This is a genomic window from Streptomyces sp. NPDC002793 (genome assembly GCF_040295485.1).
Lineage (GTDB): Bacteria > Actinomycetota > Actinomycetes > Streptomycetales > Streptomycetaceae > Streptomyces.
The window spans coordinates 15,970-42,645 of the sequence record NZ_JBEOVL010000056.1 but is presented as its reverse complement, the minus strand read 5'-3'; the positions used below and the strand labels follow the sequence as shown (position 1 = coordinate 42,645).

General features: G+C 72.3%; 28 protein-coding genes. 12 read left to right on the top strand and 16 right to left on the bottom strand.

Annotated features, from left to right (window positions below; all coding sequences use genetic code 11):
* Nucleotides 1–89 precede the first annotated feature (89 nt).
* Nucleotides 90–1,253, bottom strand: a complete 1,164-nt coding sequence (locus ABT001_RS32450) for a glycerophosphodiester phosphodiesterase (protein ID WP_351284928.1) — start codon at nucleotides 1,251–1,253, stop codon at nucleotides 90–92.
* 232 nt (nucleotides 1,254–1,485) lie between these two features.
* On the opposite strand from ABT001_RS32450, the gene ABT001_RS32445 reads away from it, so the two are divergent.
* Nucleotides 1,486–2,157 carry a lysophospholipid acyltransferase family protein gene (locus ABT001_RS32445; RefSeq protein ID WP_351284927.1) on the top strand — a complete coding sequence of 224 codons (672 nt, stop codon included), beginning with the start codon at nucleotides 1,486–1,488 and terminating at the stop codon, nucleotides 2,155–2,157.
* Between the two features lie 44 nt (nucleotides 2,158–2,201).
* On the opposite strand, the gene ABT001_RS32440 is transcribed toward ABT001_RS32445, so the two are convergent.
* Both ABT001_RS32440 and ABT001_RS32435 read right to left on the bottom strand, forming a co-directional pair.
* Nucleotides 2,202–3,749: an MFS transporter gene (locus ABT001_RS32440; protein WP_351284925.1), complete on the bottom strand. Its 1,548-nt coding sequence runs from the start codon at nucleotides 3,747–3,749 to the stop codon at nucleotides 2,202–2,204.
* Nucleotides 3,746–4,297 (bottom strand): TetR/AcrR family transcriptional regulator, encoded by a 552-nt coding sequence (locus tag ABT001_RS32435; protein ID WP_351284924.1) that lies wholly within the window; start codon nucleotides 4,295–4,297, stop codon nucleotides 3,746–3,748. The genes ABT001_RS32440 and ABT001_RS32435 overlap by 4 nt, the downstream gene beginning before the upstream one ends.
* An 85-nt stretch (nucleotides 4,298–4,382) precedes the next feature.
* Here ABT001_RS32435 and ABT001_RS32430 point away from each other — a divergent pair, with 85 nt between their 5' ends.
* Nucleotides 4,383–4,907, top strand: coding sequence for an HAD domain-containing protein (locus ABT001_RS32430; RefSeq protein ID WP_351284922.1), 525 nt, complete (start codon nucleotides 4,383–4,385; stop codon nucleotides 4,905–4,907).
* Here the strand turns inward: ABT001_RS32430 and ABT001_RS32425 are convergent.
* Both ABT001_RS32425 and argH read right to left on the bottom strand, forming a co-directional pair.
* Entirely contained in the window at nucleotides 4,890–5,861 is a 972-nt protein-coding gene (locus ABT001_RS32425) for an aldo/keto reductase (protein ID WP_351284921.1), read from the bottom strand. The genes ABT001_RS32430 and ABT001_RS32425 overlap by 18 nt on opposite strands.
* A gap of 63 nt (nucleotides 5,862–5,924) precedes the next feature.
* Nucleotides 5,925–7,358, bottom strand: coding sequence for an argininosuccinate lyase (gene argH / locus ABT001_RS32420; RefSeq protein ID WP_351284919.1), 1,434 nt, complete (start codon nucleotides 7,356–7,358; stop codon nucleotides 5,925–5,927).
* Nucleotides 7,359–7,510: 152 nt separating this feature from the next.
* Here argH and ABT001_RS32415 point away from each other — a divergent pair, with 152 nt between their 5' ends.
* Nucleotides 7,511–8,110 (top strand): pyridoxamine 5'-phosphate oxidase family protein, encoded by a 600-nt coding sequence (locus ABT001_RS32415; RefSeq protein WP_351284918.1) that lies wholly within the window; start codon nucleotides 7,511–7,513, stop codon nucleotides 8,108–8,110.
* Nucleotides 8,111–8,174: 64 nt separating this feature from the next.
* On the top strand, nucleotides 8,175–8,876 hold the full coding sequence (locus ABT001_RS32410; RefSeq protein WP_351284916.1) for a L,D-transpeptidase family protein: 702 nt from the start codon (nucleotides 8,175–8,177) through the stop codon (nucleotides 8,874–8,876).
* Here ABT001_RS32410 and ABT001_RS32405 read toward each other — a convergent pair.
* Genes ABT001_RS32405 through argC form a run of 5 tightly spaced genes read right to left on the bottom strand, consistent with a single transcriptional unit; the run spans nucleotide 8,870 to nucleotide 13,763 of the window.
* Nucleotides 8,870–9,415 carry an arginine repressor gene (locus ABT001_RS32405; protein ID WP_351284915.1) on the bottom strand — a complete coding sequence of 182 codons (546 nt, stop codon included), beginning with the start codon at nucleotides 9,413–9,415 and terminating at the stop codon, nucleotides 8,870–8,872. The genes ABT001_RS32410 and ABT001_RS32405 overlap by 7 nt on opposite strands.
* Before the next feature lie 25 nt (nucleotides 9,416–9,440).
* Entirely contained in the window at nucleotides 9,441–10,640 is a 1,200-nt protein-coding gene (locus ABT001_RS32400) for an acetylornithine transaminase (RefSeq protein ID WP_351284914.1), read from the bottom strand.
* Entirely contained in the window at nucleotides 10,637–11,563 is a 927-nt protein-coding gene (gene argB / locus ABT001_RS32395) for an acetylglutamate kinase (RefSeq protein WP_351284912.1), read from the bottom strand. Before argB ends, ABT001_RS32400 begins: the two co-directional genes overlap by 4 nt.
* Entirely contained in the window at nucleotides 11,560–12,738 is a 1,179-nt protein-coding gene (gene argJ, locus ABT001_RS32390) for a bifunctional glutamate N-acetyltransferase/amino-acid acetyltransferase ArgJ (protein WP_351284911.1), read from the bottom strand. Before argJ ends, argB begins: the two co-directional genes overlap by 4 nt.
* Complete coding sequence (argC, locus tag ABT001_RS32385) at nucleotides 12,735–13,763, bottom strand: N-acetyl-gamma-glutamyl-phosphate reductase (RefSeq protein WP_351284909.1); 1,029 nt, start codon at nucleotides 13,761–13,763, stop codon at nucleotides 12,735–12,737. The genes argJ and argC overlap by 4 nt, the downstream gene beginning before the upstream one ends.
* A gap of 298 nt (nucleotides 13,764–14,061) precedes the next feature.
* Here argC and ABT001_RS32380 point away from each other — a divergent pair, with 298 nt between their 5' ends.
* Nucleotides 14,062–14,694, top strand: a complete 633-nt coding sequence (locus tag ABT001_RS32380) for an SRPBCC family protein (RefSeq protein WP_351284908.1) — start codon at nucleotides 14,062–14,064, stop codon at nucleotides 14,692–14,694.
* Between the two features lie 31 nt (nucleotides 14,695–14,725).
* Here the strand turns inward: ABT001_RS32380 and ABT001_RS32375 are convergent, their stop codons facing one another.
* Nucleotides 14,726–15,148: a DUF5997 family protein gene (locus ABT001_RS32375; RefSeq protein WP_351284906.1), complete on the bottom strand. Its 423-nt coding sequence runs from the start codon at nucleotides 15,146–15,148 to the stop codon at nucleotides 14,726–14,728.
* Nucleotides 15,149–15,185: 37 nt separating this feature from the next.
* Between ABT001_RS32375 and ABT001_RS32370 the strand changes: the two genes are divergently transcribed.
* The 5 genes from ABT001_RS32370 (at nucleotide 15,186) to ABT001_RS32350 (ending at nucleotide 20,159) form a co-directional block, all read left to right on the top strand.
* Nucleotides 15,186–15,947 carry a LysR family substrate-binding domain-containing protein gene (locus tag ABT001_RS32370; protein WP_351284904.1) on the top strand — a complete coding sequence of 254 codons (762 nt, stop codon included), beginning with the start codon at nucleotides 15,186–15,188 and terminating at the stop codon, nucleotides 15,945–15,947.
* Nucleotides 15,948–16,093: 146 nt separating this feature from the next.
* Nucleotides 16,094–17,053, top strand: coding sequence for an alpha/beta hydrolase (locus ABT001_RS32365; RefSeq protein WP_351284903.1), 960 nt, complete (start codon nucleotides 16,094–16,096; stop codon nucleotides 17,051–17,053).
* Nucleotides 17,046–18,206, top strand: a complete 1,161-nt coding sequence (locus tag ABT001_RS32360; RefSeq protein WP_351284901.1) for an acyltransferase family protein — start codon at nucleotides 17,046–17,048, stop codon at nucleotides 18,204–18,206. Before ABT001_RS32365 ends, ABT001_RS32360 begins: the two co-directional genes overlap by 8 nt.
* Nucleotides 18,199–19,494, top strand: coding sequence for a sensor histidine kinase (locus tag ABT001_RS32355; RefSeq protein WP_351284900.1), 1,296 nt, complete (start codon nucleotides 18,199–18,201; stop codon nucleotides 19,492–19,494). Before ABT001_RS32360 ends, ABT001_RS32355 begins: the two co-directional genes overlap by 8 nt.
* Nucleotides 19,491–20,159 (top strand): response regulator, encoded by a 669-nt coding sequence (locus ABT001_RS32350; RefSeq protein ID WP_351284898.1) that lies wholly within the window; start codon nucleotides 19,491–19,493, stop codon nucleotides 20,157–20,159. The genes ABT001_RS32355 and ABT001_RS32350 overlap by 4 nt, the downstream gene beginning before the upstream one ends.
* Nucleotides 20,160–20,166: 7 nt before the next feature.
* On the opposite strand, the gene ABT001_RS32345 is transcribed toward ABT001_RS32350, so the two are convergent.
* The 4 genes from ABT001_RS32345 to ABT001_RS32330 form a co-directional block, all read right to left on the bottom strand.
* Nucleotides 20,167–21,318 carry a serine hydrolase domain-containing protein gene (locus tag ABT001_RS32345; RefSeq protein ID WP_351284896.1) on the bottom strand — a complete coding sequence of 384 codons (1,152 nt, stop codon included), beginning with the start codon at nucleotides 21,316–21,318 and terminating at the stop codon, nucleotides 20,167–20,169.
* Nucleotides 21,319–21,428: 110 nt separating this feature from the next.
* Entirely contained in the window at nucleotides 21,429–22,004 is a 576-nt protein-coding gene (locus ABT001_RS32340) for a histidine phosphatase family protein (protein WP_351284895.1), read from the bottom strand.
* A 68-nt stretch (nucleotides 22,005–22,072) separates the two neighbouring features.
* Complete coding sequence (locus tag ABT001_RS32335; protein ID WP_351284893.1) at nucleotides 22,073–22,510, bottom strand: GNAT family N-acetyltransferase; 438 nt, start codon at nucleotides 22,508–22,510, stop codon at nucleotides 22,073–22,075.
* On the bottom strand, nucleotides 22,507–23,967 hold the full coding sequence (locus ABT001_RS32330) for an aminotransferase-like domain-containing protein (RefSeq protein WP_351284892.1): 1,461 nt from the start codon (nucleotides 23,965–23,967) through the stop codon (nucleotides 22,507–22,509). The genes ABT001_RS32335 and ABT001_RS32330 overlap by 4 nt, the downstream gene beginning before the upstream one ends.
* Between ABT001_RS32330 and ABT001_RS32325 the strand changes: the two genes are divergently transcribed.
* Both ABT001_RS32325 and ABT001_RS32320 read left to right on the top strand, forming a co-directional pair.
* The gene (locus ABT001_RS32325) at nucleotides 23,966–24,940 is read left to right on the top strand and encodes a DMT family transporter (RefSeq protein ID WP_351284890.1); all 975 of its coding nucleotides are present in this window, start codon (nucleotides 23,966–23,968) and stop codon (nucleotides 24,938–24,940) included. The genes ABT001_RS32330 and ABT001_RS32325 overlap by 2 nt on opposite strands.
* A gap of 42 nt (nucleotides 24,941–24,982) precedes the next feature.
* Complete coding sequence (locus ABT001_RS32320; RefSeq protein ID WP_351284888.1) at nucleotides 24,983–25,186, top strand: DUF1918 domain-containing protein; 204 nt, start codon at nucleotides 24,983–24,985, stop codon at nucleotides 25,184–25,186.
* Nucleotides 25,187–25,241: 55 nt separating this feature from the next.
* On the opposite strand, the gene ABT001_RS32315 is transcribed toward ABT001_RS32320, so the two are convergent.
* Nucleotides 25,242–26,504: a glycoside hydrolase family 10-like protein gene (locus ABT001_RS32315; protein ID WP_351284886.1), complete on the bottom strand. Its 1,263-nt coding sequence runs from the start codon at nucleotides 26,502–26,504 to the stop codon at nucleotides 25,242–25,244.
* Nucleotides 26,505–26,676: the final 172 nt, after the last annotated feature.

Sequence of the window (26,676 nt, the reverse complement as noted above, 5' to 3'; positions counted from 1 at the left end):
CAGCCGCAATCTCATCCGGAGTCACACCCTGTCAACGCAACACCGACCGAAAGGACACGCTCACCCATGTCCGACCTGACCAAGCCCTACTAGCCCCGCGCGAAGTCGGCGGCCGCGAGCAGGGCGGTGTCGGGGTTGTCGGAGAAGATCCCGTCGATGCCCGCCTCGAAGTACGCGCGCAGAGCGCCGAAGACGTCGCCGTACGCGTTCGGGTCGGTGCCGCGCCGGAAGTCCGCGGGCAGGAAGGCGTTCTCGTTGCGCATCGTGTACGGGTGCAGGATCAGGCCCCGCGCGTGCGCGTCCTCGACCAGGGTGGTGGGCGTGGTCAGCCGCCCCGCGCCGTCCCGGGGGATGACCAGGTCCAGGGTGGGGCCGATGCCCTGCGCGAAGGAGGCGATCCACCTCAGCCCGGCGGGCTTCACCAGATCGGCCACGGTGCGGGGGTCACCGGCCTCCACGAAGTCCCAGGGCCGTTCCTTCGGCCCGGACAGCAGGACGACACGCGGGGTGGAGACGAGCTCCGACAGCCGCCGCATCGAGCCCGGCTCGAAGGACTGGAGGATCAGCGGCGAGTTCGCCCGGTGCCGGCCGTGGCGGCGCAGCAGCCTGGCGAGCGGTTCCTCCAGGCCGAGCCCGAGGCCCCTGAAGTAGGAGGGGTGCTTGGTCTCCACGTAGAGCCACACCGGCTTGCCACGCCTGCGGCCCTCCTTGTCCGCCCAGCGCAGGACCTCTTCGAAGGTCGGGATCTCCCAGCGCCCGTCGTAGAGGGTGTTCTCCTGGCGGTTGCCCGGGATGCGCTCCTTGGCCCGGAGGGTCTTCAGCTCGGCGAGGGTGAAGTCCTCGGTGAACCAGCCGGTGAGCGGCACCCCGTCGACCTTCTTGGTGGCCTTGCGGCTCGCGAACTCGGGGTGCTCGGCGACGTCCGTGGTGCCGGTGATGTCGTTCTCGTGGCGGCAGACCAGGTGGCCGTCCTTGGTGGGCACGAGGTCCTGCTCGACGATGTGCGCGCCCATGTCCAGGGCCAGCTGGTAGGCGCCGAGGGTGTGCTCCGGGCGGTAGCCGCTGGCCCCGCGGTGGCCGACGACGGTCGGCACGGGCAGGTCCCGGTAGGACCCGCCGCCGTTGCCCCGCCCGCCCGGGGCGCCCTGTCCGGCGGCGTGCGCCGTGCCGGAGACTCCGAGGGCCGCCGTGCCGAGGACGGCCGCCCCCAGAAGGCTCCGCCGGCCGGGTGCTGCCTGCGCGCGCTCTGTCATGGTTGCTCCTCGCATGTGATGTCCGGCACCTTCGGGGCAGGCTTGATCGTAGGCAGCTACGCCATCGGCGGGGCAGCCCTTGGACGAACACGGCGGAAACACACGTCAACACTGCGTATCGGCTCGATGAACCCGATGTGCGCAGAGGCGGGACCCGCGAGTATCGTCCTCACCTGCACAGACCCTCGCGAATTCCCGCCCCGGCCGCCCGGCCACGTCACCGGAGGATGCGTTGTCCCGACTCACGGTCATCAAGGCAGTGCTCGGACCGATCCTGCGCCTGCTGTTCCGGCCCCAGGTGGAAGGCGTCGAGAACATCCCCGGCGACGGACCGGTGATCCTCGCGGGGAACCACCTGACGTTCATCGACTCGATGATCATGCCGATCTGCTGCGACCGGCCGGTGTTCTACATCGGCAAGGACGAGTACGTCACCGGCAAGGGCCTCAAAGGCCGCCTGATGGCCTGGTTCTTCACGGGCTGCGGCATGATCCCCGTGGACCGGGACGGCGGTCGCGGCGGCGTCGCGGCGCTGATGACGGGCCGCCGGGTGCTGGAGGGTGGCCATGCCTTCGCCATCTACCCCGAGGGCACACGCTCCCCCGACGGCCGGCTCTACCGCGGCCGTACGGGCATCGCGCGGCTGACCCTGATGACCGGTGCTCCGGTCGTGCCCTTCGCGATGATCGGCACGGACAAGCTGCAGCCGGGCGGCGCCGGCCTGCCCCGCCCCGGGAAGGTCACGGTGCGCTTCGGCGAGCCGATGGAGTTCTCCCGGTACGAGGGCATGGACCGCGACCGCTACGTCCTGCGGGCGGTGACGGACTCGGTGATGTCCGAGGTGATGCGGCTGTCCGGCCAGGAGTACGTCGACATGTACGCCACGAAGGCCAAGGCCGCCTGAGCCCGACGGGTGAGCGGGCCCCGGCGCGGTCGCGCCGGGGCCCGCTACTCGTCGGGGATGATCCCCTCCTCCAGCTTCTGACCACGCAGCAGGAACCACGCGGCGACGGCTGTCGCGAGCAGCACCACGGCACCGACCGCGGCCGACACCCGCAGCCCGTTGACGAACGCCTCCTGGGCCGCGGCGACGAGCTCGCCCGCCTGCGGGGCCGGAAGGTGCTCCGCCGTCTCCACCGCGCCCCCCAGCGACTCGTGTGCGGCGGACGCGGCGGCGGCGGGAACGCCCTCGGGTGTACCGAAGCCCTGGTAGACGCCGGTGACGATGGAGCCGAGCAGCGCGATACCGAGGGCGGCGCCGAGTTCGTACGCCGTCTCGGACACCGCGGATGCCGAGCCGGCCTGCTCCTTCGGCACGCTGGAGAGGATCACGTCGGAGGTGACGGTGAAGGCGAATCCCGCACCGACACCCACCACCAGCAGCAGGACCCCGATCAGCGGATAGCCGGTCTCCTTGTGGATCACCGTGACCATCGCGAGCGACACGCCGATGGCCCCGAGCCCGACGGCGACCACCGAACGCACGGACCAGCGGCGCGCGACCCTCCCCGCCAGCAGTCCGGCGGTCACCGCGCCGACGGCCGCGGGCAGCTCGGCGAGCCCGGCCTCGAGCGGCCCCCTCCCCTGGACCAGTTGCAGGAACTGGGAGAGGAAGAAGACGATGCCGGACAGTCCGAGGATGGTCAGCAGATCGGCCAGGACCGCGCCTGAGAATCCCCGGTGGTGGAAGAGCCGCATGTCCAGCAACGGGGCGGGGAGCCTCAGCTGACGCCGTACGAACCAGGCGAGTGCCAGCGCACCGCCGACGGCCGCGACCCCGGCTCCCCAGCTCGGACCGTGTGCGGCGGCCTCCTTGATGGCGTACACGACGCCGATCATGCCGATCAGGGAGAGCCCCACACTGGTCAGGTCCCAGGGCCCCGGCGCGGGGTTCTTCGACTCGGGGATCATCCTGAGGCCCACGACGACGAGGACCGCCATCACGGGCAGATTGATCAGGAAGACCGAGCCCCACCAGAAGTGCTCCAGCAGGAGGCCGCCCACGACCGGTCCGACGGCGGCGCCGGCCGAGGCCATGGCGCCCCAGATACCGACGGCGAGGCTGCGTTCGCGCGGGTCGTGGAAGAGATTGCGGATCAGGGCGAGCGTGGACGGCATCAGGGTGGCACCCGCGACACCGAGCAGCGCCCGGGCCAGGATCATCATCTCGGGGCTCGACGCATAGGCGTTCAGCACGGAGACCGCGCCGAAGGCGGCGGCACCGGTCAGCAGCAGTTTCTTCCGGCCGATGCGGTCGCCGAGGCTGCCCATGGAGACCAGGAGCCCGGCGATCACGAACGAGTAGACGTCGCCGATCCAGAGCAGTTGGGTGCCGGTCGGTTCGAGGTCCTCGCTGAGGAACGGCGTCGCGAGGCCGAGCACGGTGGCGTCGACGGCCACGAGCAACACGGCCAGGACGAGGACGGTGAGGGCGATCCACCGGCCGGGATGGCGCAGGTCTGCCGTGACACCCGCCCGTGAAGAGGTGCTGCTCATTTCTCCACGCTCCGGCGTGCTCCGCCCAGGAGCAACTCGACGATCATGTAGGGGAAGTCCTGTGCGGCGACCCGGCCGGCCTGCACGGACCACGCGCAGCTCCCGATCAGGCCGTACAGGGCTTCGGTCAGCCAGGCCGGGGTGAGGTCGATCCGGAACTCGCCGCGCTCCTGCCCCCGCCGGAAGAACGCGGCCACCCGGGCGTCGAGACGGCTCCAGCCCTCGTTGACGTCGTCGCCCTCGAAGAGCTGGCTCTCGGCGACGAGGAAGGACAGCAGTCCCGCACCGGGCTGGACTGCCGCGATCAGCCGCCGCAGCCCGTCCTCGGCGCTTCCCTCGTCCAGTCCGGCCGTGTCCAGCGCGGCTTCGAATTCCCGGATACCGAGGTCTTCCAGCGCCCCGACCAGGGCGTCCCGTCCGGCGAAGTGCCGGTGCAGGGTGGCGCGGCCGATCCCGGCGGCCCTGGCGACCTCGTCCATGGTCGCCGTGGACTTACGGGTCAGCAGGGCGGCGGCGCTCCGCAGCACCTGCTCACGATCAAGAGTCATGAGACGAGAGTAATCCATATGAGACAGGGATGTCTCATTCTCGGACCGCGTGGCCACTCCGGCGCCTTCCGGGCACCATGACGCCATGAAGCCGCTGCTGCTGATCGACGTCGACGGTCCGCTCAACCCGTACGCGGCTCTGTCCCGGCGCGAGGTCCCCCCGGGCTATCGGCGGCACCTGATGCGGCCGACCGGGTGGACGGCGGGGGCGGGCCTGCCCGTGCTGCTCAACCCGGACCACGGTGACGAGCTGCTGGCACTCACCGACCGGTACGAACTCGCCTGGGCCTCCACCTGGAAGAACGAGGCGAACGAGTGGATCGCCCCGCGCCTCGGGCTCCCGCCGCTGCCGTACATCGACTGGCCGGACATGCAGGGCACCACGGGAAACGGGACGTACTGGAAGACGCGGCACGTCGTCGACCACGCCGACGGCAGACCGTTCGCCTGGGTCGACGACGAGATCTCCGAGCTCGACACGGCCTGGGTCGCCGCCCATCACCCGGGGCGTGCCCTGCTGCGCCGGATCGACCCCTGGGTGGGGCTGACGCGGACGGACTTCGACGCGCTCGCCGAGTGGCCGTCCACCGGTTCAGCTCCAGGGCAGTGAGGCCCGGTGACGCCAGTACGCCTCCGGCTCCTCCACGAGGGCGGCCAGCCGGTCGAGCCGGTCCGGGTCCAGGTCGAGCAGCGGGGCGTGCAGATTGGCCGCGAGCTGGGTGGCGGTGACCGCACCGGACAGGACGACTCCGGACCACGACTGGTGGAGCACGAGCGCCAGGGCGACCGCGTCGGCGGCCAGTCCGGCCTCTGCGCCGATCTCCCGGAGGACGGCGGGCGCCTCGGTCCCGGCGAGCCGCCCATTGGCCATGGCCTCTTTCACGATCACGGTGAGACCCGCGTCGTGCGCCTCCGCGAGTGCCGTTCCGGCGGAGTTCTCCAGGGCGTTGTAGGTGGCCTGGACCGTACGGAAGAGGGGTTCGCCGTCCACGGTGACGGCGAGGGCTGCCCGGATGGCATCGGCCTGGCCGGGGCCGCTCGTGGAGAAGCCGACCGTGGTGCCCGCGGCGGCCAGCTCGGCGAGACGCGCGTGCAGGTCCTTGTCGCCCAGCGCGGGGCTGTCGGCGGTCAGCGAGTGGACCTGGTAGAGGTCGAGCCGGTCACCGAGCAGACCCGTCGTTTCGGCGTGCTGACGTTCGAAGGTGGCGAGGCCGTGGTCCTTCACCTCGTGCACCTCGGCGTCGACGTGCCAGTCGGCGGTGTAGGTGTAGCCCCATTTGCTTCCGATGACCACGTCGGTCACCTCGGGCCTGGCGGTCAGCCACTCGGCGAGGAACTCCTCGGCGCGGCCGTAGGAGCGGGCGGCGTCGACATAGCGCACCCCCTGGGCGTAGGCGGCGTCCAGGAGTTCATGGGTACGGGCGCGTAGGTCGTCCACACCGCGGTCGCCGGGCAGATCGTGGTCACGGTGCGGAGTGATGTAGCCGGGCCTGGCGACGGCGGCCAGGCCGAGCCCGATGTGCGAGGTCGGGGTGGTCGCTCGGTTCAGGCGGGCGAAGGGCATCGCGGGCTCCTCTGGGTCGGTTCCGAACGCCTTCCCGTCAACGTAGCCCGCGATGCCTGTGAATCATCCGCGCGCGGTCGCCCAGGCGTGCTGCGTCACCAGGTCGGCCTTCACCTCGGCCAGCTGGACGGCGACGGCCGAGGGGGCCGTCCCTCCGCGTCCGTCGCGGGAGGCGAGCGCTCCGGGCACGTTCAGGACGGTGCGCACCTCCGGGGTGAGGTGCTCGGAGATCTTCGCGAACTGCTCGTCCGTCAGCTCGTCGAGCTCGATGCCCTCGTGCTCGCACACCTTCACGCACTCACCCGCGACCTCGTGCGCCACCCGGAAGGGGACGCCCTGCTTGACCAGCCACTCGGCGATGTCCGTGGCGAGCGAGAAGCCGGCCGGGGCCAGTTCCTCCATGCGCTCACGGTTGACGGTGAGGGTGGCCATCATGCCGGTGAAGGCGGGGAGCAGGACCTCCAGCTGGTCGCAGGAGTCGAAGACCGGCTCCTTGTCCTCCTGGAGGTCACGGTTGTACGCGAGCGGGAGCGCCTTCAGGGTCGCCATCAGGCCGGTCAGATTGCCGATGAGGCGGCCGGACTTGCCGCGGGCGAGCTCGGCGATGTCCGGGTTCTTCTTCTGCGGCATGATCGAGGAACCGGTGGAGAAGGCGTCGTGGAGGGTGACGAAGGAGAACTCCTTCGTGTTCCAGATGATGATCTCCTCGGCGATCCGGGAGAGGTTGACGCCGATCATCGCGGTGATGAAGGCGAACTCGGCGACGAAGTCGCGGGACGCGGTGCCGTCGATGGAGTTGCCGACGGAGCCGCGCTCGAAGCCGAGGTCCGCGGCGACCGCTTCCGGGTCCAGCCCGAGGGACGAACCCGCCAGCGCGCCGGAACCGTACGGGGACACGGCGGTCCGCTCGTCCCACTGGCGCAGCCGCTCGGCGTCCCGGGACAGGGGCTGCACGTGGGCCAGGACGTGGTGGGCGAAGAGGACGGGCTGGGCGTGCTGGAGGTGCGTACGGCCGGGCATGGCCACGTCCGGGTGCGCCTCCGCCAGGCCGACCAGGGCGTCCTGGAGCTCGGCGATCAGCCCGCCGATGATCCGGGCGTGGTCGCGCAGATACATCCGGAAGAGCGTGGCGACCTGGTCGTTGCGGGACCGGCCGGCCCGCAGCTTGCCGCCGAGGTCCGGGCCGAGCCGCTCCAGGAGGCCTCGCTCCAGTGCGGTGTGGACGTCCTCGTCGGCGATGGTGCCGGTGAACGACCCGTCGGCGACGGCGGCCTCGAGGGAGTCCAGGCCCTCGATCATGCGGAACAGCTCGTCGGTGGTCAGCAGTCCCGCCTTGTTGAGCACGCGCGCGTGGGCTCGGGAGCCCGCGATGTCGTACGGCGCGAGCCGCCAGTCGAAGTGGACGGAGGCGGACAGCTTGGCCAGCGCCTCGGCCGGGCCGTCGGCGAAACGGCCGCCCCAGAGGCGTACGTCGCTGTTGCCGGTGCCGTTGCTCACTGCGTGCTCCTCGGAAGTGCAAGGGGGGGGCGGGGTGCGCGCACGCCGTCCGCCATCCTTGATCCATTCACTGATGGGTATAACTATGCAGTCCTCCGTATGGTTTGTCAAAGCATCGACGCGGCCCCGGCTCTCCTTCGATAATCACCCCCATGGGAAAAACCTATGAGCGCATCGACGGACGGCTCCGGACCTTCATCGAGGAGCAGCGCATCTTCTTCACCGCCACCGCCCCGCTGGACGGTGACGGCACGGTCAACCTCTCCCCGAAGGGGATCAGCGGCTCCTTCGCCGTCATCGACGAACGGACCGTGGCCTACCTCGACTTCGCCGGCAGCAACGCCGAGACCGTCGCCCACCTCCGGGAGAACGGACGCATCACTCTGATGTGGTGCGCCTTCCAGGGCCCGCCCGACATCGTCCGCGTACACGGCCGCGGTGAGCCGGTCTTCCGTGACGACCCGCGCTTCCCCGGGCTGCTCGGCCACTTCCCTGACATCGACCCCACACCGCACGGCCTGCGCGCGATCATCGTGGTGACGGCCGAACTGATCAGGGACACCTGCGGTTACGGGGTGCCCTTCATGTCGTACGACGAGGACCGTTCCCTGCACTCGGACCGCTTCCGGCGCGAGGACGACGACAGCCTGAGCAAGTACTTCGAGAAGAAGTCCGACATCGCCACCAGCATCGACGGGCTTCCGGGGCTCCCTCTGCCGCTGCCCGCGCTGCCCACGCCGACCGGCGAGTGAACCACTGGGCCGTACGGAGCAGGCGCGGTGGGGGCGGACCCACGCGCCCCGTACGGTCCGGGGCATGCGCAGACTCCTGGTGACCGCGTCCGCCCTGCTGGCTCTGGCCGGTTCGCTCGCCGCGCGGCCCGCCGGGCCGCCGCCCCTGCCGGAACGGCTGGCCGACACGGGCGGCGGTTCGCAGCTGATCACCGCCGAAGCACCCGGGACGGACTCCACCACGGGCACGGTCACCTGGTGGGACCGGCGCGGCGGCGGCTGGGTGGCGGCGGGCTCCGCGCCCGCCCGCTTCGGGGCGAACGGCCTGGCCGAGGGCGCCACCCGCACGCAGGGCACGAACACCACGCCCACCGGGTTGTACGACCTGCCGTACGCCTTCGGGGCCGGAGCCGCGGCGCCCGGTACCCGCTACCCGTACCGCCGGGTCGCCGAGGACTCGTGGTGGTGCCAGGACAACGCGTCCCGTGCGTACAACCGCTGGGTGGAGCCGCTGCCCGCCGACTGCCGCGCGGACGAGGCCGAACACCTCGTCGACTACACCGTCCAGTACGCCCGTGCCCTCGTCATCGGGTTCAACTACCACCGGCCGGTGCGGGGCAGGGGCGCCGGGATCTTCCTCCACGTCGACGGGAAGGGCGCGACCGCCGGCTGCGTGTCCGTCCCGGCGGCAGCCATGGACCGGATCCTGGCCTGGGCCGATCCGGTCCGCCGTCCGCACATCGCGGTCGGGACGGAGTCCGGCCCGACCGCGATCACGCGCTACTGAGGAGCCGGTCCGTTCTGGGCCAGACGCAGCAGATGATCGGCCAGCGCCTGGCCGCCGTTGGGGTCGCGGCTGATCAGCATCAGCGTGTCGTCCCCGGCGATCGTGCCGAGGATCGCCTGGAGTTCGGCCTGGTCGATGGCCGAGGCGAGGAACTGGGCGGCGCCCGGAGGCGTGCGCAGCACCACGAGGTTGGCCGAGGCCTCCGCGGAGATGAGCAGCTCGGCCGAGAGCCTGCGCATCCGCTCCTCCTTGGCCGACCCTCCGAGCGGCGCCTGCGGGGTGCGGAAGCCGCCCTCGCTCGGCACCGCGTAGATCAGCTCGCCGCCGGTGTTGCGGATCTTCACCGCGCCCAGCTCGTCCAGGTCGCGGGAGAGCGTCGCCTGGGTGACGCTCAGCCCGTCGTCGGACAGCAGCCTGGCCAGCTGGCTCTGCGAGCGCACCGGCCGCCTGTTCAGGATGTCCACGATCCTGCGGTGGCGTGCCGTGCGGGTCTGCGGAACCGACGGCCCGCCGTGGTCGGTTTCCTGCGCCTCGGTCATCGTCGTCGCCTCATTCTCCGGATCATCACTCGCCGGATCGTCCGTCCCCGTCAGCCGCGTCGAGAGCTCCTGGCAGGATCCGCAGGAACGCGTCCACCTCGGCGTCACCGATGATCAGCGGCGGCATGAGCCGTACGACGTCGGGGGCGGGCGCGTTCACCAGGAGTCCGGCTCCCTGAGCCGCCTGCTGCACCTTCGGTGCGAGGGGCCCGGTGAGCACGATACCCAGCAGCAGTCCGGAGCCGCGGACATGGGAGACCAGCGGGTGGCCGAGACCCTCGACGCCGTCCCTGATCCGCTCGCCGAGCCGCTTCACCTCGTCCAGGATGCCGTCGGAGGCCAGGGTGTCCAGCACGGCGAGACCGGCGGCGCAGGCGACGGGGTTCCCCCCGAACGTCGTGCCGTGCTGACCGGGCTTCAGCAGGTCGGCCGCGGCACCGAACGCGACGGTGGCACCGATCGGCAGTCCGCCGCCGAGCCCCTTGGCCAGGGTGACCACGTCGGGCTCGACGCCCTGGTGTGCCTGGTGCTCGAACCAGTGGCCGCAGCGGCCGATCCCGGTCTGCACCTCGTCCAGGACGAGCAGCGTGCCCGTGGCACGCGTGATCTCCCTGGCCGCCTCCAGGTAGCCCTTGGGCGGTACGGCGACGCCGATCTCGCCCTGGATCGGCTCGATGATCAGCAGCGCGGTGTCGGTCGTCACCGCGGCCCGCAGCGCGTCGACGTCGCCGTACGGCACGTGCGTGACGTCGCCGGGCAGCGGGAGGAACGGATCCCGCTTGCCGGGCTGGCCCGTCAGGGCCAGGCTGCCCATGGTCCGGCCGTGGAAGCCGCCGTCGGTGGCCACCATGTGCGTGCGCCCGGTCAGCCGGCCGATCTTGAAGGCAGCCTCGTTGGCCTCGGCACCGGAGTTGCAGAAGAAGACCCTGCCCGTCCGTCCGAAGAGCTGGAGGAGCCGTTCGGCGAGCGCGATGGGCGGCTCGGCGGTGTAGAGGTTGGACACGTGCCCGAGGGAGGCGATCTGCGTGGAGACGGCTTCTACGACGGCGGGGTGGGCGTGGCCCAGCGCGTTGACCGCGATACCCCCGACGAAGTCGAGGTACTCGGTCCCGTCCGCGTCCCACACCCGGGCGCCCGCACCGCGCACCAGGGGCAGCTGCGGCGTGCCGTAGTTGTCCATCAGCGCGCCCTGCCAGCGCTGTGCGAACTCCTCGTTGCCGGTCATGACTCCCCCTCTGCGCCGTGCGGTGCGGCGGCTGTCGTGTCGGGCACGACCATCGTGCCGATCCCCTCGTCGGTGAAGATCTCCAGCAGGATCGCGTGCTGGACGCGGCCGTCGATGACACGGGCGGTCTCGACACCGTTGCGCACGGCGTGGAGGCAGCCCTGCATCTTGGGCACCATGCCGCTGGAGAGATCCGGCAGCAGCTTCTCCAGCTCGGTGGCGGTGAGGCGGCTGATGACGTCGTCGCTGTTCGGCCAGTCCTCGTAGAGGCCCTCGACGTCGGTGAGGACCATCAGCGTCTCGGCGTCCAGCGCTGCGGCGAGCGCGGCGGCCGCCGTGTCGGCGTTGACGTTGTAGACGTGGTTGTCGTCGGCGGAGCGCGCGACGGAGGAGACGACCGGGATCCGGCCGTCGTCCAGCAGCGCCTGGATCGCCCCGGTGTCGATGGCGGTGATCTCTCCGACCCGGCCGATGTCGACGGCCTCGCCGTCGATCACGGGACGGTGCTGGACGGCCGTGATCGTGTGGGCGTCCTCACCGGTCATGCCGACGGCGAGCGGGCCGTGCTGGTTGAGCAGCCCGACGAGCTCACGCTGGACCTGCCCGGCCAGCACCATGCGTACGACGTCCATGGCCTCGGGCGTCGTGACGCGCAGCCCGGCCTTGAACTCGCTGACCAGGCCCTGCTTGTCGAGCTGGGCGCTGATCTGCGGGCCCCCGCCGTGGACGACGACGGGCTTGAGGCCGGCGTGCCGCAGGAAGACGACGTCCTGGGCGAAGGCGGCCTTCAGTTCCTCGTCGATCATGGCGTTGCCGCCGAACTTGATGACGACGGTCTTCCCGTTGTGCCGGGTGAGCCAGGGCAGCGCCTCGATGAGGATCTGCGCCTTGGGCAGCGCGGTGTGCTTCCTCGCGGCGCTCATGAGCTGTACGCGCTGTTCTCGTGCACGTACTCGGCGGTCAGGTCGTTGGCCCAGATGACGGCGGACTCGTCCCCCGCCGCGAGGTCCGCGGTGATCCGGACCTCCCGGTAGCGCATGTCGACCAGGTCGCGGTCGTCGCCGACGCTGCCGCCCCTGCACACCCAGACGTCGTTGATGGCGACGTTCAGACGGTCGGGCTCGAAGGCCGCCTTCGTGGTGCCGATCGCGGAGAGGACCCGGCCCCAGTTGGGGTCCTCGCCGTGGATGGCGCACTTGAGGAGGTTGTTCCGGGCGATACTCCGGCCGACCTCGACGGCGTCGTCCTCGGTGGCGGCATTGACCACCTCGATCCGGATGTCCTTGGACGCGCCCTCGGCGTCGCCGATCAGCTGCCGGGCGAGGTCGGCGCAGACGCTCTGCACGGCCTGCTCGAACTCGGCCTGCGCGGGGGTGATCCCACTGGCGCCGGAGGCGAGCAGCAGCACGGTGTCGTTGGTGGACATGCAGCCGTCGGAGTCGACCCGGTCGAAGGTGGTGCGGGTGGCGGCGCGCAGCGCGGAGTCGAGGGCGGGCGCTTCGACGTCGGCGTCGGTGGTGAGGACGACCAGCATGGTGGCGAGGCCGGGGGCGAGCATGCCCGCGCCCTTGGCCATGCCTCCGACGGTCCAGCCCTCGCCGCCCGCGACCGCGGTCTTGTGGACCGTGTCGGTGGTCTTGATCGCGATGGCGGCCTTCTCACCGCCGTGCGGGGTCAGTTGGGCGACCGCCTTGTCGATGCCCGGGAGGAGCTTGTCCATGGGCAGCAGCAGGCCGATCAGTCCGGTGGACGCCACGGCAACCGTTCCGGCACCGTGCCCGCCCGTCTCGTCGTACCCGGCGCTGTTGAGGGAGGCCGCGGCCCTCTCGGCGGTGGCGTGGGTGTCCTGGAAGCCCTGGGGCCCCGTACAGGCGTTGGCCCCACCGGAGTTGAGCACGACGGCGGTCACTTCGCCGCCCTTGAGGACCTGTTCCGACCAGAGGACGGGTGCGGCCTTGACGCGGTTGGAGGTGAAGACGCCCGCGGCGGTGCATCGCGGCCCCTGGTTGACCACAACGGCCAGATCCGGGTTACCGCTGTCCTTGATTCCGGCGGCGATGCCCGACGCCGTGAATCCCTTGGCTGCCGTGACGCTCACGGTGCGACTCCGATCGTGGAAAGACCCGTGTCCTCGGGAAGTCCGAGGGCGATGTTCATGCTCTGCAGGGCACCTCCGGCGGTGCCCTTGGCCAGGTTGTCGATGGCGCTGATCACGATGATCCGGCCGGCGGCCTCGTCGTGGGCCACCTGGATCTGCACGGCGTTGGATCCGTACACGGCGGCGGTGGCGGGCCACTGCCCCTCGGGCAGCAGGTCGACGAACGGCTCGTCGGCGAATGCCTTCTCGTACGCCGCGCGGAGCGACTCGGCGCTCACCCCGGGCTTCGCCTTCGCGCTGCACGTGGCGAGGATGCCGCGGGGCATGGGCGCGAGGGTCGGGGTGAAGGACACGGTGACCGGCTCGCCGGCCGCGGCGCCGAGGTTCTGGATCATCTCGGGGGTGTGCCGGTGGACCCCGCCGACACCGTACGGGGACATGTTGCCCATGACCTCGGAGCCGAGCAGGTGCGGCTTGGCCGCCTTGCCAGCGCCGGAGGTGCCGGACGCGGCGACGACGACGGCCTCGGGTTCGGCGAGACCGGCCGCGTACGCCGGGAAGAGCGCGAGGGAGACGGCCGTCGGGTAGCAGCCGGGGACGGCGATACGCTTGGCCCCTTCGAGTGCCGCACGGGCCCCGGGCAGCTCCGGCAGTCCGTAGGGCCAGGTACCGGCGTGCGGTGAGCCGTAGAACTTCTCCCAGTCGGCGGGGTTCTCCAGCCGGAAGTCGGCCCCCATGTCGACGACGAGCACCTCGTCACCGAGCTGTTCGGCGACGGCGGCGGACTGTCCGTGCGGAAGGGCCAGGAAGACGACGTCGTGCCCGCCGAGCACCTCCGGCGTGGTCGGCTGGAGCACGCGGTCCGCGAGCGGCCTCAGGTGCGGCTGCAGCGCGCCGAGCCGCTCCCCGGCGTTGGAGTGACCGGTGAGGGCCCCGATCTCTACCTCGGGGTGGGTGAGGAGCAGGCGGAGCAGTTCCCCGCCGGCGTATCCGCTCGCTCCTGCCACTGCCGCACGTACCACCATCGGAATTCCTCCCTATCGACGGCATGACTATACGCATCTATGCAGTTTTATGCAAAGACCGGGGGGAGGTCGGGCCGGCTCCGGAGCGGCCCGCTCACACCTGCCCTGCGGAGCCATGCGGTGTACACGCGAGACCACGTACCGTGCCCTTCCGCCCCTTGTCGCGCGCCGCCGTCGGTGGCTCCGGGACGGATGGCGGTTCCTCCCGCTGTCGCGGCGCGGGAACGACCATAAAATGAGCCACTGGAGCTGCGTCACCGACAACGCGTATCTGCCGGCCCGAGGGAAGTGAGCGGCCATGAGCGAGATCGTCGACGCGATCAGCCGGGTGCGGCGAGAGGTCGGCACCCGCCGGGTGGGGGCGGACGAGGCGGGCACGGTGCTGTTGCGGCGTACCTTCGACGCCCGTCCCGCCGACGTCTGGGACGCGTTGACCGCGCCGGAGCGGATCGCCAGGTGGTTCCTTCCGGTGACCGGTGACTTCCGGGTCGGCGGGAGCTACCAGCTGGAGGGGAACGCGGGCGGGGAGATCCTGGAGTGCGTCCCCCCGGAGCGGCTGCGGGTCTCCTGGCTGTTCGGTCCCGATCCCGGGTTCAGCGAGGTCGAGGTGCGGCTCGCGCCGGAGGGCGGCGACCGGACGGTGTTCGAGCTGGAGCACGTGTCCGTCATCCCGGAGGAGTTCCGGAGCCAGTACGGGCCGGGGGCCGTCGGCGTCGGGTGGGACCTGGCCCTTCTGGGGCTCGGGTGGCACCTGGCGGGCGGCGGGCTCGGCCCGGACGACGCGGTGGAGTGGCAGACCTCACCCGAGGCGAAGGCCTTCGTGGCCCGCTCGGGCGAGGAATGGGGACGGGCGTTCGCCGCTGCCGGCGCGGACCCGGAGACCGTGACCGCGACGACGGTGGCGACCGTCGCCTTCTACACGGGCGAATAGCCCGGCAGCGCCTCGCCGCCCACGGGGCGCGTCAGTCGCGGTCGGCCTTCTCCGCGGCCCGGGCGGCGTCGCGCTCCTTGATGCGCACCGCTTCCTTGCGGACCTCCGCCTGGGTGGCGCGCTCCTTCTCCAGCCACTCCGGGCCCTCGTGCTTCAGGGCGTCGATCTGCTCGGTGGTGAGCGCCTCGGTGACCCCTCCGCGCGCGAGGCCGGCGATGGAGACGCCCAGCTTCGAGGCGACGACCGGCCGGGGGTGCGGGCCGTTGCGGCGCAGCTCCTGCAGCCACTCGGGCGGGTCGGACTGCAGCGCGTTCAGCTCGGCGCGCGAGACGACGCCCTCCTGGAACTCGGCGGGGGTGGCTTCGAGGTACACACCCAGCTTCTTCGCCGCGGTGGCGGGCTTCATGGTCTGGGTGGTCTGGTGCGACGTCATGGTGTCCAGGGTATCGAGCATGTGCGCCGCCTCCGACCACGGCCGGTAACCTGGCGGGGTGACAGGCTCGGAAGAACCCCCTGCGTTCCGGCTCGCCTACGTCCCGGGCGTGACCCCGACCAAGTGGGTGCGGATCTGGAACGAGCGGCTGCCCGGTACCCCCCTGACCCTCGTCGGCGTACCCGCCGCGGAGGCCGCCGCCCTGCTGCGCGACGGTGGCGCGGACGCCGGTTTCGTGCGGCTGCCCGTCGACCGTACGGACCTCAGCGCGATCCCCCTCTACGCCGAGACCACCGTGGTGGTCCTTCCCAAGGACCGTGCGGCGACCGCCGTCGAGGAGATGTCGGCCGAGGACCTCGCCGAGGAGATCGTGCTGCACCCCCTCGACGACCCCCTCGACTGGGAGCGCCCACCGGGCCGGCCCGCGTTCGAGCGGCCCGCCACGACGGCGGACGCCGTCGAGCTGGTGGCGGCGGGGGTGGGGCTGCTCGTCGTCCCGCAGTCGCTGGCCCGTCTGCACCACCGCAGGGACCTCACCTACCGGCCGCTGACCGGCGCACCCGAGTCGCGGATCGCCCTGTCCTGGCCGGAGGAGAAGACCACCGACCTGGTGGAGGAGTTCATCGGGATCGTCCGGGGTCGGACCGTCAACAGCACCCGGGGCCGTCCGCCGACACCGCCGCAGCCCAAGGCCAAGCGCGCCGAGAAGAAGACCGGCGCGCCGCGGAAGCCCGCGGCGGGGAGCAAGACGTCCCGGGGCGGCGCCAAGCCGTCCAAGGGCGGCGCCGCCAAGCGCGGGAAGCCCCGCCGCCGGCCGTAGCGGGTGGCCGGTGCTCACCCCCTACTCGTAGTACCTGGGAGCTACGCGCCAAGTGCACTCCTGAGCGGGACGCCGACCACACGGGTCGCTCCATAACTTCGGTACCGGATTCAACGAGAACCCATCCGGTACGGAAGGAATCACCCATGGCGTCCCGCCCACGGAGCAGCCGCGCTCGGCGTGCCCTGCTCGCCGTACTCGTCACCGCGTCGGTGGCACTGCCGGTGTCGGGAGCGGCGCGCCCCGGCGCCGTCCCGGCCCCCGCCCCGGCCGCCCTGTCGCCGCTGGGCACGGCCGGCCCCTCGGGGCTGGAGTACAGGTACGCGGCCGGCCGGGAGGAGATTCTGGCGGCGCGGGACATGGCCGCCCACCACGGCGACCGGCGACGGGCCGCCACGCTCACGGCCATGGCGGGCCGGGGGCGTGCCTTCCTGAGTTTCGACGGGCGCGACGGCGGCCGGAGCGCTGAGGTCTTCGGGGAGCTGTCCGGGGCGGAACGCATCGCGGTACTGGTGCCCGGGGCGGGCGTGGACCTCGATCATTACGGGCGCTTACGGCGCGGCGCCGAGGCTCTCCTGGACGAGTTGGGCAGCGGCTCCGCCGTCGTCGCCTGGCTCGGCTACCGGACGCCGGTCATGCTGGGCCCCTCCTCCCTGACGTCGGCCCTGGCCGACGAGGCGGCACCGGGCCTGCGGGCCTTCGTGCGGGAGCTGAGCGTGGCAGAACCCACCGCCCGGGTGTCCCTGCTCTGCCACTCCTACGGTTCCGTGGTCTGCGCCCGCGCCGCGTCCGGGCTCGACGTCGCGGACATCGTGCTGTACGGAAGCCCCGGTACCGGCTTCGACGACGCCACCGCCCTGCGCACCCGGGCCACGGTCCGGGCGGGCCTCGGCGGGGACGACTGGATCGCCCGGGTTCCGCACGTCGAGATCCCGCTGCCGTTCGTCACCCTCGGGTTCGGGACGGACCCGGTGGCACCGGCGTTCGGTGCCGAGGTCTTCGACGCGGGCGACGCGGACCACAGCGGATATCTGCGGCCCGGCTCCGTCTCGCTGCGCAGCATCGCCGGGATCGTCGGGGGCACGGCCGGGGGCGGTCATGCGTGACCTCGTTCGACGGATCGACGCGGCGACGCCCCGGGACCGCGACCGTGCGGTCGACGCGCTGCGGGCCTTCGCCATCCTGGGTGTGGTGTGCGGCCACTGGCTGGTGACCGCGCTGGTCGCGGACAGCGGCACCGTGCACGGCGCGAGTCCGCTCCAGCACATGCCCCGGCTCGCGCCCGTCTCGTGGGTGTTCCAGACGCTCGCCGTCTTCTTCCTGGTGGGCGGCCAGGTGGGGGCGAAGGGCTACGCCTCCGCCCGGGCCAGGGGAGAGTCCTACGGGCGGTGGCTGGGGACCCGGATGGGCCGCCTCTTCCGGCCGGTCGCCGTGGTGACGGCCGTGTGGGCGGTGGCGAGCGGCGTGATGCTGGCCTCGGGGGTGGACGAGGGGACTGTACGCACCCTGGGCAAGCTGGTGTGGTCGCCCCTCTGGTTCCTGCTGGTGTTCGCGGCGCTGACCGCGGCGACCCCGCTGGTGATGCGGTTGCACCCGCTGTGGCCGCTCGCCGTCGTCCTGCACGCCGACCTGTTCCGGCTGGGCTTCGACGGCCCGGCCGCCCTGGGGTGGATCAACGTGGCCGCCGGCTGGCTGGTCCCCTACTGCCTCGGGGCGGCCTGGGCGCGGGGCGCGCTGAGCGACCGCGGGACCGGGTGGGTACTGCTGCTCGGCGGCGCGACGGCCACCGCGGGCCTGGTGCTGTTCGCCGGGTACCCCGCCGCCATGGTCGGGGTGCCGGGCGGCGCCCTCTCCAACCTCGATCCGCCGACGCTCGCCGCCGTCACCTTCGGCCTCGCCCAGTGCGGTGCGGCCCTGCTGCTGCTCGGACGTCTGCGGCGGGTGCTCGCGCGGCCCGTGGTGTGGGCGGCGGTGGCGCTCGTGAACCTCTCCGCGATGACCGTCTTCCTGTGGCACCAGACCGCGATGATCGTGGTCACGATGACCACCCTGTTCCTGCACGGCCCGCTCCCCGGACTGCACACGGTCCCCGACGGCCCGGCCTGGCTGCTCGCCCGACCGGCCTGGCTCCCGGTGTTCGCGCTGGTGCTGCTGGTGTGCCGGGCCGCGTTCGGGGCGTACGAGCGGCGCGGCGGCGGGAGTTCGACCGTCGTGCGGTCGGGCTCCCCGGCCCGGGCACCGGAGTCGCGCCGTGTCTAAGCTGAACGGCATGACGGGGGTCGGGGAGCGGATCGGGGCGGCACTGCGCGGGCTCCCGCGCAGGCTGCGCGAGGATCTGTGGTCCGCTCCGGTCGATCCCGTGCCGCCCGTGGACGCACCCGGATACCCGGTCTGGCGGCCCGTGTTCGGGATGCTGCTGACGCTCGGGGTGTCGGTGGTCGCCGTCTGGCACGTGCCCGACCTGGTCCCGCACGGTGCCGGCGTACCCGAATACGCGGTGCTCCTGGTCGTGGCCCAGGCGTTGGCGCTGCTCACCGGGATGTGGCAGCCCCTGTACGCGTGGTGGGCCTCGCTGGTCCTCATGGTCGTCAGCGTGCGGATCACGGCATCGGTGACGGTACCCGGCGCGCTGTTCCCGTGGACCGGCCCCGAGATGGCTCTGCAGGGCGCCTCCCTGTTCCTGCTGACGCTCCGCGTACATCCCCGCCGAGCGGGTCTCGCACTCGCGCTGGCCCTGGCGGCGGGGCTGCTCGCCGGCTCCACCGCCTGGCCCCACCACTACTCCCTGGGCATCACCTCCCTCGTCCTCGTCTCGGCGGTGGTGATCGCCGCCGCCCTGCGCGCCTTGCGGGTGGCTCGCACCCAGCTCGTCGTGCAGTCCGGGCTGACGGAGGAGGAACGGTCCCGCCGCACCCTCCTGGAGGAGCGCAACCGGATCGCGCGCGAGCTGCACGACGTGGTCGCCCACCACATGTCGGTGATCTCCATCCAGGCGCAGGTCGCCCCGCATCTGGTCGAGAACCCGTCGGACGAGCTCCGGGAGAATCTCGCCGGCATACGGGAGAACGCCGTGGAGGCGCTCGCCGAGCTGCGCCGGGTGCTCGGCGTCCTGCGCTCGGAGGACGCCGTGGCGGACGGGCTGCGGCACGCCCCGCAGCCCACCCTGGACCGGCTGGACGAACTCATCGGCAAGGTGCGGGGTGCGGGTGTCACCGTCACCAGGGGGACGGCGGGCCGGCGTCGGCCGCTGCCGCCGGGGGTGGAACTGTCCGCCTTCCGCATCGTGCAGGAGGCGCTGAGCAACGTACTGCGGCACGCCCCGGGAGCGCGGGCCCGCGTGGAGATGGGCTACCACTCCACCGCCCTCACGGTGCGGGTCGTCAACTCCGCACCCGGCACACCCGCCGCACCGGCGGAGGGGCTCGGACACGGGCTGCTCGGCATGCGCGAACGAGCCGCCATGCTGGGCGGCGACCTCGCCCACGGCCCCACCCCCGGCGGGGGTTTCGAAGTAGTGGCGACGCTCCCCCTGGAGGACCCCGCATGACCATCCGCGTGCTGATCGCCGACGACCAGATGATGGTCCGCCAGGGCTTCACGGTGCTGCTGGACGCCGAGCCCGGCATCGAGGTCGTCGGACAGGCGGTGGACGGTATGGACGCACTGGAGAAGGCGGCCGAACTCGCCCCGGACGTCGTCCTGATGGACATACGGATGCCCCGCCTCGGCGGGATCGACGCGACGCGCCGCCTCACCGAGGCGCCCGGCGCCACCGTCCGGGTCCTCGTCCTGACGACCTTCGACCTCGACGAGTACGTGTACGAGGCGCTGCGTTCCGGCGCCTCCGGCTTCCTGCTGAAGGACGCCTCCGCCGCGGAACTCGCCCAGGCGGTACGGGTGGTGGCGGCCGGTGACGCGCTGCTCGCCCCGAACATCACCAAGCGGCTGATCGCCGAGTTCTCCCGGGTGAGCACCGGGCCCCGGGCTCCGGGCAGGGAGAGGGTCGGTTCTCTCACGGAACGCGAGACGGAGGTGCTGTCCCTCGTCGCCCAGGGCCTGTCGAACGCCGAGATCGCGGTGCGCCTGGTGGTGGCGGAGCAGACCGTGAAGACCCATGTGAGCCGGATCCTGGTGAAACTGGGTCTGCGCGACCGTACCCAGGCCGCGGTGTACGCGTACGAGTCCGGGCTGGTGCGCCCCGCAGGCTACTGACGCCGGCTCACAGAGCTCCGTACACCGCGTCGACCAGGGCCGTCTTGCGCGGGTCGTCGGCGATGTGCGGGCCCATGCGGTTCATCACGTAGCCGAGGGCGACCCCGGCCTCGGGGTCGGCGAGACCGCAGGAGCCGCCCGCCCCGTCGTGGCCCACGGCACGCGGGTTGGGGCCGTAGGAGGCGTTCGGGCCGCTCAGCCAGAGGCCGAGGCCCAGCTCGGTCTCGTGGGCGAAGCCCGCCCCCAGCACCAGGTCCCGGCAGCTGCCCTGGCCCTCGCGGACCCGCTCGGCCGCCTCCTCGGACAGGATCCGCCGGCCGTCGAGGGTGCCCCGCCCGGCGAGGATGCCGTAGAGGGAGGCGACCCCGCGTGCGGTGCCGTGGCCGTTGGCGGCGGGAATCTCCGCGGCGCGCCACTCGGGGGTGTTGGCCGCGGCGACACCGGTGCCGGGGTTGAGCAGGGAGGCGATGGCCACCGGCTCCATCGTGGCGAACAGGGCGGCCTGCGCACGGGAGACGGACTTCGGCTGGACGAGTTCGGCGACCCGGTCGGCGTCCTTCTCCGGGAAGCCCACGCCGAAGTCGATGGAGAGCGGCCCGGTGATCTCCTGCCGGAGGAACTCCCCGGGCAGCAGGCCGGTGATCCTCCGGACGACCTCGCCGACGAGGAAGCCGTAGGAGATCGCGTGGTAGCCGGAGCGGGTGCCCGGCTCCCACCAGGGCTCGGTGGCGGCGAGGCGCGCCGTGGTCAGCTCCCAGTCGTAGAGCTCGGCCAGGGTGTGCGGATCGCGCAGGCCCGCGACCCCGGAGCGGTGCGAGAGGAGGTGCCGCACGCGGACGGACTCCTTTCCCGCGGCGGCGAATTCGGGCCAGTACGCCGCCACCGGGGCGTCCAGGTCCAGGAGACCACGGTCGACGAGGATGTGGGCACAGAGGGCGGTCGGCCCCTTCGTCGTGGACCAGACGTTGACCACGGTGTCCCGCTCCCATGGGCGGGACCGCTCCCCGTCGGCCCAGCCGCCCCAGAGGTCCACCACCGGGTGGCCGTCGACCAGCACGGTCACCGCCGCGCCCAGCTCGTCGCGCTCGGCGAAGTTCGCGGCGAACGCGTCGCGTACCGCGGCGAACCGGTCGTCACAGTGGCCTTGGATCTGCGGCACAGGTCTCTCCTCGTCTCGGTGCCACGCACCATACCGACTGGTCGGACCGGCGGGAAGGCGCCGTACGCACCGCTCCTCCGACGGGGTGAGCCGGCCGCCCGGTCTGCCGGTCAGCCGGGAAGCGCCCCGAGGCTGAGGCTCCAGCGACCGGGCAGTCCGGTGATCGTCAGCGTGGACAGCGGCCGGACGTCGACGTTCCAGTACGTCGACGGCGGGGCCTTGAGCGCGTACACCAGGACCGCGCGCACGACGGCGGGTTCGGCGACGGCGACGACCGCACCCTCGGAGACCGGGCGGGTGTCGAGCCAGCCCCCCACCCGCGTTATGAAGCCGAGCAGGGATTCTCCCCCGTGCGGGGCGGAGCGCGGATCGGCCAGCCAGGCGTCGACGGCCGCCGGCTCACGGGCGGCCACCTCCGACAGGGTCATCCCCCGCCAGCGGCCCATGTCGCAGTCGCGCAGCGCGGGCTGGAGGAGCGGGGCGAAGCCGAGGGCGTCGCCGGTGGCGCGGCTGCGCGGGGCGGGCGAGCAGTAGCGCAGCTCGGCGACATTGAGCGGCACCAGGGTGTGGGCGGCGAGCTGGACCTCGCGCCAGCCGGCGTGGTCGAGCGGCCGGTCGTCGTCGAAACGCTCGGCGAGGAGGGCGGAGCTGCGTGCTGCGGCGACCAGAGACACCCGAACACTCATGCGAGCGATCGTGGGGCCGGGCGCCGTGCCGGTCAAGAGGGCGGGCGGCCCCACGTTTCCGCCCGTCCTCAGCCCGTCTGGAGGACCATCCACATGTCCGGTTCGGCGAGCGGGGTGAACCCGAGCCTGGCGTACACGCCGTGGGCGTCCTTGGTGGCGAGGAGGAACCTGCGCACGCCCAGCGGAGCCAGTTCGTCGCGGACCGCGGTGACGAGCCGGGTGCCGAGGCCCTCGCCGCGGGCCGTGTGGTCGACGTAGACATCGCATATCCACGCGAAGGAGGCGCGGTCGGTGACCACCCGCGCGAAGGCGACCTGTTCCCCCGAAACGGGGTCGTAGGCACCGTAGTTGAGCGAACCCTCGATCATCCGGTCCTGTTGTTCACGGGTGCGCCCCAGGGCCCAGTAGGCGTCCGTGGACAGCCAGTGGTGGATGCGGGCGTTGTCGAGCCGCGCGGGGTCGTCGGAGATCTCGTAGCGCCGCACGGCGGTGTCGTGGTCGGTCATCCCGGGAGGCTATCGCCCGGCGTGCGCACCTCGTCCACGGCGGTGCGCAGTCTGCGCACCCCCTCGGCGATCTCGGAGGGGCCAGACACGGCCGCGAAGCTCAGCCTGATGTGCCCGGCGGGTGGTTCGGCGCAGTGGTAGGGCCGGCCGGGGGCGACCGCGACGCCGGCCCGCAGGGCGGCGGCGACCAGGGCCGGCTCCTCGGCCCCCTCCCCGGGGAGCCGGAGCCAGAGGCTGCCACCGCCGGACGGCACGTGCGCCAGGGCGAGTTCGGGCAGCAGGCCGCGCAGGGCGGCCGTCATCGCGGTGCGGCGGCCGCCGAGTTCGACGGCCGTGGTGCGCAGATGGCGCTCCCAGGCCGGGGAGCCGACGAGTTCGAGCGCGGCCTCCTGGAGCGGACGCGGTACGAAGAAGCTGTCGACGACCTGGATCGCGCGCAGCCGTTCCCGCACCGGCCCTCGGGCGGCCAGCGCCCCGACGCGGAGGCTGGGCGACGTGATCTTGGTGAGGGACCGCACATGGATCACGACGCCGTCCGGGTCGTCGGCGGCCAGGGGCTCGGGCAGCGGGCCGGCGTCGTCATGGACGAGGTGACGGGCGAAGTCGTCCTCCACGACGAAGGCACCCGCCTGCCGGGCCGCCCGCACGACGCGCTCGCGCCGCTCGGGGGCGAGGACCACGCCCGTCGGGTTGTGGAAGAGCGGCTGACAGACGAAGACCTTGGCCCCGGTGGCCCGGAACGCGGCTTCCAGCAGATCGGGCCGCACCCCGTCGGCGTCCGTCGGCACGGGGACCGGTCGCAGGCCGGTGGCGCGGGCGGCTGCCAGCATGCCCGGATAGGTGGGCGATTCGACGAGGACGGGGGCACCGGGCGGGGCGAGAGCACGCAGCGCGGTGGCCAGGGCGCTCTGCCCGCCCGCCGTGACCAGGACGTCGGGCCCGGTGAGGTTGCCGCCGATCTCCCGGGCGAACCAGGCGCACAGCTCGGCCAGCCCGGACGTGGGCGGCCTGCCCCAGGCCCCGGGCCTGCGGCCCGCCCGGGCCAGGGCTGCGGCGAGTGCCCGTTCGGGCTGGAGACGGGGATGGAGGTAGCCGCCGTTGAATTCGATGACGCCGGACGGCGGCGCGGCGAGCGTGACGAGCACCCCTGAGGCGTCGACGGTGCGCGGCACGACCTCGGGCCCACCGGCCCCGCTCAGCGAGACCTCCTGCCAGGACGTGTCACCCACGGCGGGCGCGGCGGGGCGGGTCTCGGCACGGAACGCTCCGGAGCCGGGACGGGTGACGACGAGGCCCTCGGCGGCGAGCTGGGCGACAGCTCGCGAGACGGTGACCGGACTGACTTTGAACCGGTCGACGAGAGCCCGACTCGACGGCAGCTTTCCACCTGGCGAGTAGCGGTTCAGCTCGCCCCGCAGAGTGTTTGCCAGTTCGGACACGCTGCTACGCTCATACATGACAGCACAGAGTAGCGCTACCAGCCGCGCAGCGATAGCGGTTAAGGTAGACCGACCCACGTCGACACGCCGTGGCCCGGGCGGCGGCCTCCTGCTCGCCGGTCTCGGGGTCCTCGCCTTCTCACTGACCTTCCCCTCGACGGTGTGGGGCCTGGAGAGCTTCGGCCCCTGGTCCCTCGTCGCCCTGCGCAGCGTGCTCGCGGCACTGATCGCGGGATGCGCGCTGCTCGCGGGCCGGGTGCCGCTGCCCGCGCGCCGCCACTGGGCCGGTCTCGCCGTCGTCGCCGGCGGCGTGGTGGTGGGTTTCCCGCTGCTGACCTCGCTGGCCCTGGAGACCTCCACGAGTTCGCACGCGGCGGTCGTGGTGGGGCTGCTCCCGTTGACCACCGCGCTCTTCTCGGCCGCGCGCACCGGGGCACGTCCGCCGCGCGCCTTCTGGGTCGCGGCGCTGGCCGGGGCGGCCGTGGTGATCGCCTTCACCGTCCAGCAGAGCGGCGGAAAGCTGTCCGCCGGCGATCTGTACCTGTTCGGGGCGCTGCTGGTCTGCGCGGCGGGATACACCGAGGGCGGCAGACTGGCCAAGGTGATGCCGGGCTGGCAGGTGATCGGCTGGGCCCTCATGCTCGCCCTGCCGGTCGCGGTGGCCGGCGCGGCCGTCGCCCTCCCCTTCGAACCGGTACACCTCACGGCGCGCGGGGTGATCGGTCTGGTCTGGGTGGCCGCCGGGTCCACCTTCCTGGGCCTGTACGTCTGGTACCGGGGCATGGCGGAGATCGGGGTCCCGCGGGCCAGTCAGCTCCAACTGGCGCAGCCGCTCCTCACCCTCGTCTGGTCGTTCCTCGCCCTCGGTGAGGAGGTGTCCGCCGCCGCTCCGGTGGCGGCGGTGGCCGTCCTGGTGTGCATCGCCGTCACCCAGCGCACGGGCAGCCGCGAGACCCGCCGCACGGGAGCCGAGGCGCCCGTCCGGTCATAGACTTGTCGACATGGACCACCACCCGTGAGGAGGTCACCCCCGATGGAGGCACACACGGGCGACCGGCTGCTGACGCACGGCAGGACCGTGGGACAGCACGACCGTGTCGCGGAGATCATCGAGGTGCTGGGTGACGGGGGCAGCCCCCCGTACCGCCTGCGCTTCGAGGACGGGCACGAATCGATCAGGTCCCCGGGCCCCGACAGCGTCGTCCAGCACACCGCCGCGGAGGAACGGGACCGGTAGGGCGCGCGTGCGCCGGGGTCACGAGCGGTCCCCGGCGCACGTGTCAGGGCCCGGGTCAGCGGGGTGTGCGCGCCCTGACCTGGTAGTGGTCGGCCACCACCCGGGCCATCGCCCCCGAAGGGTCGGCCTTCGCGTGCTTCGCCGAGAAGTAGACGTGGCCGCCCACCTCCGGATATCCGGCGGCGAGGTCGAGGTGACGGGAGAGTTCGGCCGGGTCCTGCCAGGCGGCGGGCTGGGCGGGGTCGCCCGCCTTGTAGAGCGCCTCACCGATGTACAGACCGACGCCGGTGCCCCGGACCGTCTCCGCCCACCACGGCAGCAGTTTCGCGTAGTCGGCGGCGGAGAAACCGATGTTCCAGTAGATCTGCGGGCAGATGTAGTCGATCCAGCCCTCCTTGACCCATTTCCGGGTGTCGGCGTGCAGGTCGTCGTAGGTCTGCACGCCGGCCGCGGTGTCGGAGCCCAGCGGATCGGTCTTCGCGTTGCGCCACACCGCGAAGGGGCTGATCCCGAAGCGGACGCCGCTCCTGACCTCCTTGATCCGCGCTGCGGTCTCGCGCACCAGCCGGTCGGTGTTGTCACGGCGCCAGGCCGCCTTGTCCGGGAAGCCCTCGCCGTACCGCTCGTACGCCGCGTCGTCGTCGAAGACCTGGCCCGCCACCGGGTAGGGGTAGAAGTAGTCGTCCCAGTGCACCGCGTCCACGGCGTAACGGCTCACCGCGTCCAGCATGGCGTCCTGGACGAATTCCCTGACCTCGGGCAGCCCGGGGTTGTAGTAGAGCTTCCCGCCGTACGGCAGGACCCACTCCGGGTGCACCCTGGCGGGGTGGGAGGCGACGAGCCGTGAGGGGTCCGTGTGGTTGGCGACCCGGTACGGGTTGAACCACGCGTGCAGCTCCAGCCCGCGCGCGTGCGCCTCGCGGACCGCAGTGCCCAGCGGGTCCCAGCCCGGGTCCTTGCCCTGGACGCCGGTGAGGCACTGCGCCCACGGCTCGTACGACGAGGGCCACAGCGCGTCCGCGCTCGGCCGGACCTGGAGCACCACGGCGTTCAGCCGCAGGGCGACCGCGCGGTCCAGGTGCGCGATCAGCTCCGCCTCCTGGGCCGCGGCACCCAGGCCCGGTTTCGAGGGCCAGTCCAGGTTGGCCACCGTGGCGATCCACACACCGCGCAGCTCGCCCTGGTCCGCCCTGCGACCCCGGCCCCCGTGCCGGGGGGTACCGGGTACGCGCGTGGCGACGGCATCACCCGCCGTCAGCAGCGCGGCCACCGTGCTCGCCGCACCCATCACCAATGACCTCCGACCCAAACGACGCATCTGTGCACCTTTCGTTTCCCTGTTCCCGTGTGTCACGTCGGCAGCGCGTGACACAGATCATGCCCGCCTCGGACCCCCCACCCGCAGCTCACCGGAGCCGGATCGCGGAGTAACGTCGTGGGGTCGAGGCGGGCACCGGAATCAAACGGGAACTGCCGCACGAGATCAGCGA